Below are 13,660 nucleotides of genomic sequence, written 5' to 3'. Positions count from 1 at the left end.
ACCACGAAGTAGCGATACTACTTGAACTGCGCGCGCCTAGCACCTGTGGAGCGGCCCTGGCAGATTCCCGAGTCCTTGGCTTTCAAGGCCCGACGAGAAATCGAGTCGGCGAGATACCCCTATTAGTTGCACTACTGGAAAGTCTCTCAAGCATTCCCCCCACAACTAATCCGTTACTGCCTGCACAAGGCCCTTGCCCCCGGCAAAGCGCGCGGGAGCCCAAATCATGAAACGCATGCTGTTTAACGCCACACAGGCCGAGGAACTCCGTGTTGCCATTGTCGACGGTCAGAAGCTCATTGACCTGGACATCGAATCGGCGAACAAGGAACAGAAAAAGAGCAACATTTATAAAGCAGTCATTACCCGCATCGAGCCCAGCCTCGAGGCGGCGTTCGTCGACTACGGATCGGAACGACACGGCTTTCTTCCCTTCAAGGAAGTCTCCCGCGCCTTCTTCCAGCCCGGAGTCGACGCGGGCCGCGCCAGTATCAGAGAAGCGCTGCGCGAAGGCCAGGAACTGATCGTCCAGGTGGACAAGGACGAACGCGGCAACAAGGGTGCCGCGCTGACGACCTTTGTCAGTCTCGCCGGCCGATACCTGGTGCTGATGCCGAACAATCCGCGCGGTGGCGGCGTCTCGCGCCGCGTCGAAGGCGACGAGCGTACGGAACTGCGGGAAGTGATGGATCAGCTACAGGTCGCACCGGGAATGAGTCTGATCGCCCGCACTGCCGCGATCGGCCGCAACGCCGAAGAACTGCAATGGGATCTCAATTACCTGCTGCAGTTGTGGAAAGCCATTGAAGCCGCCGCCCAGCAGCAGAAGGGTGCCTTCCTGATCTACCAGGAGGGCAGCCTGGTCATCCGCGCCATCCGTGACTACTTTCAGCCCGAAATCGGCGAAATCCTGATCGATACCGACGATGTTTTCGAACAGGCACAGCAATTCATGGAACATGTGATGCCGGGAACCGTCAATCGCATCAAGCGCTATCGCGACGATGTGCCGCTGTTCTCCCGCTTCCAGATCGAGCATCAGATCGAATCCGCCTACTCCCGCCAGGTCACCCTGCCGTCGGGTGGCGCGATCGTCATCGACCATACCGAAGCGCTGGTTTCCGTCGATGTGAACTCTGGCCGCTCGACCCGTGGTGCCGACATCGAGGAAACGGCGCTGAAGACCAACCTCGAAGCCGCCGAAGAAATGGCCCGCCAACTGCGCCTGCGCGATCTCGGCGGTCTGATCATCATCGACTTCATTGACATGGAGAATCAGCGCAATCAACGCGAGGTTGAAAATCGCGTCCGCGAGGCGCTGCGCTTCGATCGCGCCCGCGTGCAGACCGGCAAGATCAGCCGCTTCGGCCTGCTCGAGCTGTCGCGCCAGCGCCTGCGCCCAGCACTCGCCGAAACCAGCTACATCCCCTGCCCGCGTTGTTCGGGGACGGGCCACATCCGCAGCACGGAATCTGCAGCCCTGCACATCCTGCGTATTCTCGAAGAGGAAGCGATGAAGGACAACACTGCCGCCGTGCATGCGCAGGTGCCGGTCGATGTCGCCACCTTCCTGCTCAACGAAAAACGGGCCGACGTCCAGGCCATCGAACAGCGGCACAAGGTCACCATCCTGCTGATTCCCAACATTCATCTCGAAACGCCACAGCACACGTTCACGCGCCTGCGTCAGGATGAAGCAGGCCCGGAACTGCTGCAACAGGCCTCGTACCGCATGGTTGCCCTGCCGACCGAGGACGACAGCAAGAACGTCGCCGTGACCGGTGAAAGCAAAGCGCCCCGAGCGGAAGCGGCAATCAAGGGAGTGACCTCATCGCAGCCGGCACCGAACCTTGCCGAAAGGGCATCGGGGAATGTCGAAAAACCCGTCACGGCAGGCCAGCATTTCTGGAAAAAGATCATTTCCTGGTTCCGCCACCAGCCTGCTGCCGTTCCGGAACCTCCGCAACCGACACGCGTCAGCACCCCTGCGCGCGAGGGACCGCGCGACAATCGCCGGAGCGGTGTTCGCGGACCTCGCCGTGACGAGGCACGCGAACTCCCCGAGACACGCGTCAATCGGGATGCGAGGGAAACCCTGCCGCAATCGCCCGCGCCAGCACGAAGCGAAGCGCAGAAGCCGCGCGAACCGCGGGATCCGACGCTGGCACGCGAACCGCGCCGCCAGCGCAGCGAACGCAGGCCACAAACGCCTGCAGCGGTCACGGCAGGCAACGAAGTGGCGCCGGTCACGCCGCCGGCGCTTGCCACTCCAGTTCCAGAGCAAGCCAGCGACGACCCCGGCAGCGCCGCGCGTCGCCGTGGTCGGCGTGGCGGACGCCGCGAGCGCAGCGAACGAACCGAGAGTACGGTCGAAGCACCGGGAATCGCTGCCGCGAGTGCTGCAAGCAGCAGCACTGAAATGGCAAGCCTGACCGTCGAGCCAGTGGCTCCTGGCGAGGCAGTTGCAACGCGGGTTATGCCAGACACCGCGCAGCCATCTGCTCCCCTTGCCGAGACTCCTCCGGCAATTGCCGAAACCGTTTCAGCACCTGTGGCATCCCGCGAGGCACCCATTGCCGAGGCAGTTCCCGCAGCCCTGGTCGATGTACCCGGCACCGGCGAGGCGCCAGCAAACGTCGAGTCCCCGATGGTCGCGGTAGTCCCGGCAACCCTGGAAGCAGCCGCGGTGGTCGCCACGCCAGCAGCGAGCGAAGCCCAGCCGGTGGTCGTGGCGCCGCTCGGCATCGAAGCACCGTCGGTCGTCTTGGCCGCTGCAAACATCGACTTGCCTCCTGCAGCGGATGCGCTTGCATCGATCGAGCCGCTTGCCGCCATCCCACTCGCACCCACCATCCAGGAAGCGATCGCCGGCAGTGGCCTGATCATGGTGGAAACCAGCAAAAACCAGGTTCAGGGGTCGCCGCAGCAGAGCAGCCCGATTACCGCGTCCAGGCCGCCACGTCGCAGACGGGCTAGCGTGGTCGTTCCCGATGAGCCGCTGGTCATGATCGAAACCCGCAAGTAGACCTGCCGCAGACCCTTCGGGAGGGCCGGGAATTCCCTTATGGAGCGCGCGACCAAGCGCTTCGTGGAGGCCCGGCCCCGGATTCCACTTTCTGGAGCCAATCCGTAACCGCAGTGGCCACCGAATTGCGCCAGACTGCCGATGAAAAGGTGTGGTCGGCGTCCTCGATATCCACGAATGCCACATGCCCGCGCTGCAAGGATGCATGCCAGGCGCGATCGGTTTTCAAGGCCTCGGAAAATTCCTTCGCAGTCAAATCGTTGCCACTGAGGATCAGTAATGCAGCACCGCCAAAGCTCTCGAGGCCACGTGCCATTCTTTTCTGGAATGGAAGCATCTGATCGCTGCTTGTCGAGCGACTGTTCTGACCTGCGCTTCGAATGTTGGCCATGAGATCCTTGAGTGACCGGCCCAATCCAAGGTTTCCCGTGAGCAACTTACGCCAGAAGTCTGCCTGCAGGAGCCGTTGACCGTAGTAGTGCTTGAGGTGGGTCTTGGCCAGTCCAGCCTCGGTACGGACCCACGGGTTGAGCATCACCACCCCGGTCACCCGCGCATCCTGCGTCGCATCCCAATACAACAGGCTAGCCGACGCCGCATCGCACAATCCCCAGAGGACAATCTGCTCAAGCTGAGGACAGGAAGTGCCAAAGGCATCGATTGCCGCAGCAATATCCGCATTGATGTGCTCGAAATCGCGAATCCCACCGGTGCTGTCACCCATTCCCCGGCAGTCGAAACGCATCACCGGGAAGCCAGCCTCCGCCAAAGTACGCGACAAGAGCACGAACTGGCGATGGCTACCGACGCGATATTGCGGTCCACCCACAATAATGAGCACCCCTTTCCTTGCGGGCTCCCCGGCAGGAGAGGCAACGATGCCGACCAGGCTCTCGCCGGCACAAGAGAAGAGCAAGACCTGTTCTGTGTAATTCATTGCCAGGACTCCAGTACCGCTACCGTCGCCTCGATCAGTTCGGGTGCATCTTCGATTTCGCTGCTCTGCCAGAAGCCTGGGCCATGAATCATCCGGGCATCCAGTCTGTACCCACCCGCCGCTTCCCATTGCCCGATGCATTTCCTGGAAACCGGAGAAGGGCTTGCACCCTCGCGAGTCGAGAGTTCCAGCCACGCTACGCGTCCGCCCAGATCGATGGGAGGGTTGAGCTCCGCAGCCTCCAGACTCTCGACAAGCGCCGGAGAAAAGGTATAGCCGGCGATTTCAACAGACTGGCCGTTCGACAATTGCCGCCGCAATTGCTCGGAGACGGTTTTCGCCTGCCCTGAAGCCAGCTCTGAGGCCATCTTCAGGCGTATGAACTGTTGCCAATGTTGTTTTCCGGAGACCACCGGCTGCCAATAAATGAAATTGGCTGCTTCCTTGAGCGTGACTGCCGCACTCGCCGCCAGCAGACAGCCAGCACGCAAGCCCCAGAGGATCAAAGGCGCATCGCTCCTGGTGCGCAGCCAACGACAGGCCCTATGAACATCGTCTTGCCAGTCTCGCCAGCCGGCTTCTGCGAAATCCCCGGAGCTATCTCCACAGCCCAGCAGATCGATCTGCAGGACATCGTAGCCAAGTTTGGCCATTTCCCTCGCCTGCAGGGCGGCCATACGGCGAGATTTGTTCATTTCCTCGGCAAATGGATGCACATAAATGATCGCGCCACGCGCTGCACGGTTGACTGTCGGGTGATAGACGCAGAAGCGATATCCCCTCTCTGCTTGAAGAAAAAATGGCTGCAAGGATAGGAGCCCCCTTAATAACGACTGGTTTGCGGAGTCGATAAGCGCATTGCCGGCACTCCGACGGTCTCGCTCCACATCCATCCGACTCGACAAAGCAAGAGCAAGAGCAACAGGAAGCGCGGGGAGTCTATGATGCTATCGACACTGCCGATGAACAATACCCCAAGCAGTGATGCCAGAAAGCACCCGGCCATGATGTCGCCTTGTCGAGCCCGACGCCCGGTCCGCCAGACTCCCAGCAACAACATGACCGCAAATGCCAACAGGCCGATCACGCCCTGCTCGAACAGAATGGCCACCGGCATGCTCCACACATGCCAGGGCAAGTCATCGTCAACACTGAAAAACCAGCGATCCAGAGCACGAGAAAAGCCACCGTTATCCGTCAGATCTGCGCCATCCTCGTTCAGCAGGCGTACGTTGTCGAGGTCCAGGCTGGCCGCAGAGGTGTTTTGCAGGGACAACTTGACCGGTGCGTGCAACAGCCCCGATCCAGCACCGACCTCGCCGCTGGCCAAACGAATTTGGTGTTCCTCCCATTGTCTTCCCTCGCTGGCCGCAGTACCGAATACGCAGCGCCCGGAAGTGAGCAGCCATTTCTCGCACAGGGATGCCGAGAGCGTCACCGGTTGAGAACTTCGCAGCGCCAAGTGCAGCACGTAGTCCCGATGCGGCTGCACCGTGACCAACTGCTCCATATACAGCGACAGGCCGGCACCAAGCCGCAGGAAGACATTGCCGGCCTCGCTTTCCAGGCGGTAGCTTGCCGCCCTGGGTTCGCTGCTGCGCCAGTAGTGCCTTTCCGGAAAGCGGCCAAACCCCATGCCGAACAGCGTAGAAGCCAGTCCGGAGTCGCGCATGGCCAAGGTATCTGCCCAGTGGGCCTGTCGAACCGCCAGGTCCGCACGCACCTGGGAGAGGCGCTCCTGGGCAAACGAACCGCTGTAGATCGGTAGCGCCACCACCACTGCCAGCGCAAGCAAACCCACCGGCAGCGCCCAGCGACTCAGCGCGAAGACTCCAAGCCCCTTGGCGTGGTTTGCATGGACTGGCGGCGCACCCGGCTCGGGTCCCTTGCGCGGCGACAGCAGGATCACCAGACAGGCACCTGCCAGGGCAATGCCATAGCCAGCATAGCCGGCGCGGGAGAAGGTCACCATTAGCGCGTAGGTCGCAGCGGGGAAAAGCAGGATACCGACGAGCCGGGCCCAAAGCGTACGGATCATTACCAGCAGCACGACAAAAGGCACAGCGGCGGTCAGGTAAACCTCGATGTCCGCCCCGCCGGTATGCATCTGAGAAAACGGCCCGGTCACACGGTAGACATCTGCAAAATTGAACAATCCGGGAAAAACGGCGCGCTCCCAGACCACGACAGCAACGATCCCGGCAAGCCCGACCACCATGCCGCCGGCGAACAAGCCGCGGATATCGCGTCCGTCGGCCTCGAAGCGTCGGATCAAACCGAACAGCAGCAGTGCCCACAGAGCACCCTTGCCGGCCCGCAGGGCATTGTAGGGGCTGTAGTAGTTGGTGAAGGCGTTGACATCCGGCAAGGACAAGGGAAGCAGCCCGCCCCGCAGGGCAGAGATAGTCAAAGTCAACGCCAGCAGTCCGGTCACCGCCAGAGCCCACCAATCGCGGTACACGCCTCGCTGGAGAGCGCGCGTGCGGACGTAGCCCAGCGCGAGGCTGACCATGACCAGGAAATCGAATTCATCGAGGAAGAAGCGTCCACTCCAGGGGGCAAGGTCAAGGAGCGGCAGGGCAGCCGGGATGACCATCCAGAGCAGTTGCGGTCGAAACCAGAGCAGCGCGGCATAGGCAAGCAAAAGTACTGCCAGCAGGAGTGAGTAAATGGGAAAATCAACGGCTACCCAGGCCGCAAGTGCCAAGGTTCCGGCCAGAGAAAACCAGGAGGAAACGGCGATCCGTGCCGGCTCGGCGGTCGTCGTGGCTACCTTCACAGGCCGTTCTTCGGGTTGCTGCACTTCATCTGCCACGGCGGAGTAGAATTGCCGGAGCAAGCTCGTAAGCGACCAGGCGGCGAATGCAGCGATCAACAGATTGGTCGGATCCGGGTGAAAGCCGGCGAGGAAAAGCTTGCTGGTCTCGATCATGCCGGCAACGAGCAGGGCAAGCCAGAACGCGACGGCCGGCGACAGTCGACGCAACCAGGCCAGTCCTCCGATCGGTGCATACATCAACGCCACCGCAGCAACACTGAGCAAAGCCGCTTGCTCGGTGGTGTAGTAGTGGTAATAGAAGGGCAGGAAGCGAGTCTCTGCAACCGTCTTGCCGGCCAGTTCCAGGCCATGCCACGAATGATCGAACCAGCCATTGACGGCGACCAGGGCTGGCAGGTAGAGCAGGCCGAGCCATGGCGCCAGCCGTTTGCCGACGCCGGAGTTGGGCAAATCCCGAAAGCGCCGCCGCTCCTGCCAGAAAAGAGCACCAAGATACATGCCGCCAATGCGCGTCAGCAACGATGCTCCCTGGCTGACGCCCGAGAACATCAGGAACTGGATGGCCTCGATGGCCAGCCCAAGCAGTCCGCCATAGAGCAGCGCATTGCCGGTCGCCGACCGCCCTCGCAACTGGTTGCGGCGCCCGAGCATGACACCGACAGGTACGACGGCGAGCATTTCGGCCAGCAGCTTGGCAGCCAGCACGATCGCTCCCCGTTCCGTGGTCTGACCCGCAAGAAACCAGCCCCATCCATCCGCATTCAGCTTGCCGGCAAATTCGCCTGCAGAAATCATAAAATCGAACGGAAACAGGCTGAATACCAGATAGCCGACCGCGTAGGCCTGCAACGCCCGGACCAGCAACTGGTCGAGCGTCCCGACCCAGGAGGCAAGCAATTGACTGAACCAGTCGGACCAGTTCGCCGCCAGGAGGATACCCACAAGACTGCCAATCACCTCGGCAATCACATCATTCCGTGAAAATGTTCGCTGTGGGAAGAACAACTGGGTAAACTCCACCGCCAGAGCAAGAGCGATGCAGAAGAGGGCGGCGCCCGCCAGCCGGGGAAAACGCCGCCACAGCCCACCCTTCCCACCCCCCAGCACCACTACCGTCAGAAAGCCCGCCGGAACATAAAGGACTCCGTTGGCCACCCAATCGGCCCGGCCCTCGGCACCGATCTGCAGCATCGGCAGTTGTCTGAACTGTGCCCAAGCCTGATCGAGAGGCAGGGCATGGAAATCCAGGGGAACCAGGCTGCCATAAACAATGAAGACGAGATAGAGAAGCCAGCCGAGACGGAATGCGCCAGAGTCGGCAGCGGGGACAGGTGTGTGAAGGCTACCGATACGATGCTTGCTCATGCTCAGGATCCTGTTGGTGGCTGCCACTCGTTGTCAAGTATGCCTGATATAAGACGCGTACTGATCCTGCAATCTTAATGTGAAAGTCGCGTATGCGACTCACGAATCTCCCCTCCCCCTCGCGGGGGAGGGGTTGGGGGAGAGGGAAACGGTCATGACTTTCATGATCGGAGGTGCCTGGAAAAGTCATGACCGTTGGCTTGAAAGGAAATTTCACACAGTAGAAGTCATGGCTTTAGCGTAGCATCGCGTCCGCCAATCAACCTGCAATCAACCAGACACTTTATGAAAGACAGACTTTCGGGCCAGCTTGACCTGACCAGCCTCCTGGATCCCAGCACTGCGCCCATGCTGATCCAGTCGCTTGTCCTGCAGGGCGACGAGGTTGCCCGCGACGCCGATAGCGCATGCGTGGTGATCGGCTCACCCTCCTTCCGGGACGAAAGTGTCGCCGGCGCTTCGCGATCGGCAGGATTTGCCACTGCGCTTCTCGAAGCCTGGCGGAAGAGCGGGGCAGAAGTCGCCGCGCGCATCCGTGGATCCTACGCTCTGGCGATTGTGGATACGACGCGTGCCTGCGTATTCCTGGCCGTTGACCGCTTTGCGATCGAGACGCTGTGTTATCGCACCGACGGCAAGACGCTGGCTTTCTCGGATCGTGCCGACTGCGTTCAGGGGCGTGGCGACGAACTCGACCCGCAGGCGATCTTCGACTACCTGTACTTCCACATGATCCCGGCACCACGCACGATTTTCCGCCAGGTGTGCCGGCTGCCGGCGGCACACGGCGTGCTGATCGACCGGAATGGGGTACACGAAGCCCGCCACTGGCCCCTGCTTTTCGACGAGCAACACCGCCAGCCCTTCGCCGCAGCGCGCGACACCTTCCGCAACCTGATCCGCGACAGCATCGCCGAAGAGGTCGCCGGCCACGAACGCGTCGGCGCCTTCCTGTCTGGCGGCACCGACAGCTCGACGGTGGCAGGCATGCTCTGCCAAGTGACCGGCAGAGCGGCACCCGCCTACTCGATCGGCTTCGACGCCGAAGGCTACGACGAAATGGAATACGCTCGTCTCGCCGCCAGGCACTTTGGCTGCGAACACCATGAATACTATGTGACACCGGCCGACCTGGTAGCCAGCATGCCAATGGTCGCACAGCATCACGATCAGCCCTTCGGCAACTCCTCGGCGCTGCCGGCCTATTACTGCGCCAAGATCGCGCAGGCCGACGGCTGCACCAAAATGCTGGCCGGCGATGGCGGCGACGAACTGTTCGGCGGCAACACCCGCTACGCTACGCAACAAGTGTTTGAGTTCTACCACCGCGTGCCGCATCGCCTCAGGCGATTGATCGAGCCAATTTGCACAGACGGCAGCCCCTTGCGGCGAATCCCCGGCCTCAGGCAGGCAACCGGCTATGTTCGCCATTCACGCGTTCCGATGCCCGATCGCCTGCAGAGCTTCAACCTGATCACGCAACTCGATCCGGAAAAAGTACTCACTGCTGATTTTCTCGCCCAGATCGATTCGAGCGAACCGTCCAGGCACATGCAGGGCACCTGGAACGAGTGTCAGGCGCCGAGCCTGATCAATCGCATGCTCGCTTACGACTGGCGCTACACGCTGGCCGACAGCGACCTGCCGAAAGTTCGCGGCGCCACCCAGATGGCCGGCATCCCGGTCGCCTATCCCTTGCTGACCGACCGCCTGACCGATTTCTCGATGGGCCTGCCGCCCGACTGGAAACTTCGCCGCTTCAAGCTGCGCTGGTTCTTCAAGGAGGCGCTGCGCGGTTTCCTTCCCGACGAAATCCTGACCAAGAAGAAAAAGGGCTTCGGACTGCCCTTTGGCGTGTGGACGACACGCACCCCGGCCCTGATGCAACTCGTCGAGGACTCACTGAGCACCCTCGCGACGCGCGGAATCGTACGTGCTGACTTCATTCAGAAGCTGATGAGCGAACATCTGCCCGAGCACCCTGGCTACTACGGGGAGATGGTGTGGGTCCTGACCATCCTGGAACAATGGCTGCGCGCCCAGGAGAGACCAAAAAGCGCGAGGGATGGCTGCGACTGAGAGATGAAGTTCATACGCTTTGACCCGAAACCCTGTGGTTTTCCAAAACCCCGGATATCCCCCTTACCAAACACACCCCTCCTCCCATCGCCCTCGGCCTGGCTCTGCAGATCGATTCCGCGTCGGGCAAGCAGGAACTTCCGGCATTTCTCGCGCGGGCGATACGCGCTGGGCGAGGCCTATCGGCTGGCTGGTCTGAATCGTGAGGGTGCTCTGCTGGCTCCAGCGTATCACTGCGTAACCATGCTGGACCCGGCCATGGCCCTGGAAGCGGAAGTCCATCTCTATCGCCTCCAGGCCGATCTATCACCCGACCTCGACGCTCTGGAGAAACTTCTTGCCAGCATCGAGAAACCGGTCAAGGCGCTGCTGGCGACGCATTACTTCGGTATCGCCAAGGATTTCAGCCGATTGAAAGCATTCTGCGTCAATCGCGAAATCACTTTGATCGAGGACTGTTCACATGTGCTGTTCACCGAGCACTTTCGCGCAGCCGGTACCGGCAGCTATGGTCACTTTGTCGTATCCAGCCCTTACAAATTCTTCGCTTGCGATGATGGAGGCTTGCTCTACACACCAGAGGATCACCTGCTCGATCGTGTGAAAACCGTACCAGCCACGCCAGTCGAGGAGTTGCGCGGCATCAAGCACGCCTGGGAAAGAAGCCGATCGGCACGGATCATGATTGGGGACATCTCTTCGATCGACTTGCGCCTGGAGTCCCTCAGTGCCTGTCCAGTAGTCCCCGGCAATGACGAGATCGAGGAACGCTCGGCTCCCTCCGCCCTTTTTTCCGGAGCCTTGGCCCATAGGGAATCACTGCGCTGCTCGCGCCTAATCGTCGACCAGTCTTCCATCACCGACAACATGCGTCGCCGCCGCGAGAACTACCATCGCTGGCTGGAAGCCGTCACCCGCATATCGAACTGCCAGACGCTGTTTTCTGACTTGCCGGAACACACTGCGCCATACATGTTCCCACTGTATATCGCCCATCCAGACCCACATTTCTACTGGCTGAAGCATCTCGGTGTTCCGATCTGGCGCTGGGATGAGATGGCCGACTCCAATTGCCGGATCTCGCAAGACTATCGGCTTCACCTCCTGCATTTGCCTTGCCATCAAGCGCTGACCAGCAATCAACTGGAGTGGATGATCACCGCCCTCGACAAGACGCTCAACCGTTCTTCCGCGAAAGGCTTTCAGTAATGGGATGGGAAATCCATGATGCAAAGACCGCCTTCCGACAGTTTGCCGACGAATGGGACCGCCTGAATGCCAGACTGTACGATCGCCACCCTTTTTTCGACAGTCGTTTCATTGAACCTTTGCTGGATCATTTCGGCGACGGTGGCGAACAGTTGTGCATTCACCGGACGGATGCAGGCATTGTGGGTGCGCTGATCCTTTGCTCGGGTGGTTTTGGCCGGTGGTCCTCATTTCGTCCTGCACAGGTACAAACAGGCGCCGTCCTGCTCGATGACGCCTGCCTGCTCGAAACCCTATGGACCGCACTGCCGGGTCTGGCGTGGACGATTGAACTGTACGCAGTAGATCCACGCTATCTCCCTGACTTCTCGCGTCTACCGTTGCCCAGGATCGTCCTCGCACAGGCACGCACGATCGGTATCCGGCAGGAGAATCATGATTTTCGTAGTTACTGGCAAGAACGCCCGAAAAAATTGCAGGGGAACCTTGCCCGATACTTCCGGCGCACGGAGACCGAGATCGGACCTACTGGACTGGCGGCGTTCGTTGAGGCGGCAGACATGGAAGCCTGCATTGGCAGGTACGGCGCACTGGAAACCGCTGGCTGGAAAGGACAGCGAGGGACTGCAATTTCGATCGGCAACCCGCAAGGCGCCTTCTATCGGGAAATCCTGCACCGTTTTGCGCTGAGCCACCAGGCAGCGGTCTATGAACTCCATCTCGGCGCGCATCTGGCATCCTCTCGCCTGGTGATTGCAAACGATCATCTGCTGATCTGTCTGAAAACGGCATACGACGAATCCCTGGCGCGTTTTGCTCCAGGCCGACTCCTGCTCTATCGCTTGATCGAGGAACAATTCTCCATGCCCTCCAGAAAAACGATCGAGTTCTACACCAATGCCACCAGCGATCAGAAGGAATGGGCGACATTTGCCTGCACTCTTCAGAACATTCAGATTTTCAGGGGTCCGCTGTACGCTGCTGCATTCTCTGTGCTGAGAGCTTTCCGGCGGAATCTTCGGAAGCTCCGGGCTGAAAGGCCAGAAAACGCCCGGCTGAAAGACGAAGTGAAGGACTGCAAGCGCATCGGGAACTTCAAGGATACACCGTACCACCTCGGCGAGTTCGCCAGCGCAGACCGTTTGGAAGCGTCCGCCGCCTGGTTCGAACTCCTGGAAAGCAATGTGTTCCCGAGCGATCCGGGTATTCGTTACTACTTCACTGCCGAGAAGCAATTCCCGGCAGTGCTTCTTCCAGTAAGGTTGAGAGCGAAAGGACCGGTCAAGAGCGTCGAATCCCTGAGCAACTACTACACCTCACTCTACGCTCCGCTGCTCAGTAAAGACGCCGACTTGCTGGATTTGAACGATCTGCTCGCAGCGGCCGATCGAGACCATGGAGGTGCCCATGTGATGCGTTTTGCCCCCATGGATCCGGACACCCCAGCATACCAATCCCTGTTCAACGCGCTGAAAGCGAACGACTGGATCCCGTTTCCGTTCTTCTGCTTTGGCAACTGGTTTCTTACTGTGAGGGGTACCTGGCAAGACTATCTTAAGAGCCGAAGTGCCAACCTGCGCAGTTCAATCCGTCGCAGTTGCAAGAAGTTCGCCGCTGCAGGTGGAACGCTTGAAATCGTAATGACGCCCGAGAACATTGAACCATCCATCGCCGAGTTCCAGCAGGTCTACGCAGCAAGCTGGAAGAAACCGGAACCTTATCCGGATTTCGTCCCCTCCCTGATCCGGAAGCTTGCTGGCATGGGCACGCTCCGTCTAGGAATTGCTCGGCTGCAAAACCGCGCGATTGCGGCACAACTCTGGTTCATAGACGGCAATAAGGCCAGCATCTACAAGGTGGCGTACGATGACAGTTTCGCATCGTACGCACCGGGAACCGTTCTTGCCGCACATCTCATGCAGCACGTTATCGACTGTGATCACGTTCACGAGGTGGACTACCTGATCGGCGATGATAGTTACAAGCAGAAGTGGATGAGTGACCGCCGCGAGCGCTGGGGAATCATCGCCTACAACCCCGGGACGATCATTGGCTTCACATTGTTGGTCAAGGAGGTTCTGGGTCGGGTGGTCAAAACCATCGCCGCAAGGATCAAGCTGGCTTGGCCGCAAGCAGGCTTTTTCCGCCCATTGCGGGAAAAATGAACACCGACCGGCAAGCACACACTTGGCAAGCCAATGTCATGTGCAGGCTTGAAATTGCACCAAAGCATTCAGCAGACCACCTTACAATAGTGAGCCTATTG

7 protein-coding genes are annotated in these 13,660 nt (G+C 60.2%); 4 read left to right on the top strand and 3 right to left on the bottom strand.

What is annotated here, in order from left to right; translation table 11 throughout:
- Window positions 1-226: 226 nt before the first annotated feature.
- Window positions 227-3,025, top strand: a complete 2,799-nt coding sequence (locus V5B59_RS22425) for an Rne/Rng family ribonuclease (RefSeq protein WP_169071307.1) — start codon at window positions 227-229, stop codon at window positions 3,023-3,025.
- A 37-nt stretch (window positions 3,026-3,062) separates the two neighbouring features.
- Here V5B59_RS22425 and V5B59_RS22420 read toward each other — a convergent pair whose 3' ends face one another.
- Genes V5B59_RS22420 through V5B59_RS22410 form a run of 3 tightly spaced genes read right to left on the bottom strand, consistent with a single transcriptional unit; the run spans window position 3,063 to window position 8,106 of the window.
- Window positions 3,063-3,962: a hydrolase 1, exosortase A system-associated gene (locus V5B59_RS22420; protein WP_169071306.1), complete on the bottom strand. Its 900-nt coding sequence runs from the start codon at window positions 3,960-3,962 to the stop codon at window positions 3,063-3,065.
- On the bottom strand, window positions 3,959-4,849 hold the full coding sequence (locus V5B59_RS22415) for a hydrolase 2, exosortase A system-associated (protein ID WP_332352341.1): 891 nt from the start codon (window positions 4,847-4,849) through the stop codon (window positions 3,959-3,961). Before V5B59_RS22415 ends, V5B59_RS22420 begins: the two co-directional genes overlap by 4 nt.
- The gene (locus tag V5B59_RS22410; protein WP_332352340.1) at window positions 4,786-8,106 is read right to left on the bottom strand and encodes a VanZ family protein; all 3,321 of its coding nucleotides are present in this window, start codon (window positions 8,104-8,106) and stop codon (window positions 4,786-4,788) included. The genes V5B59_RS22415 and V5B59_RS22410 overlap by 64 nt, the downstream gene beginning before the upstream one ends.
- Before the next feature lie 285 nt (window positions 8,107-8,391).
- Here V5B59_RS22410 and V5B59_RS22405 point away from each other — a divergent pair, with 285 nt between their 5' ends.
- The 3 genes from V5B59_RS22405 to V5B59_RS22395 are packed head-to-tail and all read left to right on the top strand — an operon-like array spanning window position 8,392 to window position 13,559.
- Window positions 8,392-10,185 (top strand): asparagine synthetase B family protein, encoded by a 1,794-nt coding sequence (locus V5B59_RS22405; protein WP_169071303.1) that lies wholly within the window; start codon window positions 8,392-8,394, stop codon window positions 10,183-10,185.
- A 3-nt stretch (window positions 10,186-10,188) separates the two neighbouring features.
- A complete protein-coding gene (locus V5B59_RS22400; protein ID WP_332352339.1) occupies window positions 10,189-11,394 on the top strand; it encodes a DegT/DnrJ/EryC1/StrS family aminotransferase in 1,206 nt (401 codons plus the stop codon).
- Complete coding sequence (locus tag V5B59_RS22395; protein ID WP_332352338.1) at window positions 11,334-13,559, top strand: GNAT family N-acetyltransferase; 2,226 nt, start codon at window positions 11,334-11,336, stop codon at window positions 13,557-13,559. Before V5B59_RS22400 ends, V5B59_RS22395 begins: the two co-directional genes overlap by 61 nt.
- Window positions 13,560-13,660: the final 101 nt, after the last annotated feature.

The sequence above is a fragment of the Candidatus Accumulibacter contiguus genome, from assembly GCF_036625285.1.
Classification (GTDB): domain Bacteria; phylum Pseudomonadota; class Gammaproteobacteria; order Burkholderiales; family Rhodocyclaceae; genus Accumulibacter; species Accumulibacter contiguus.
This window is presented reverse-complemented; position numbering and strand designations above follow the sequence as displayed.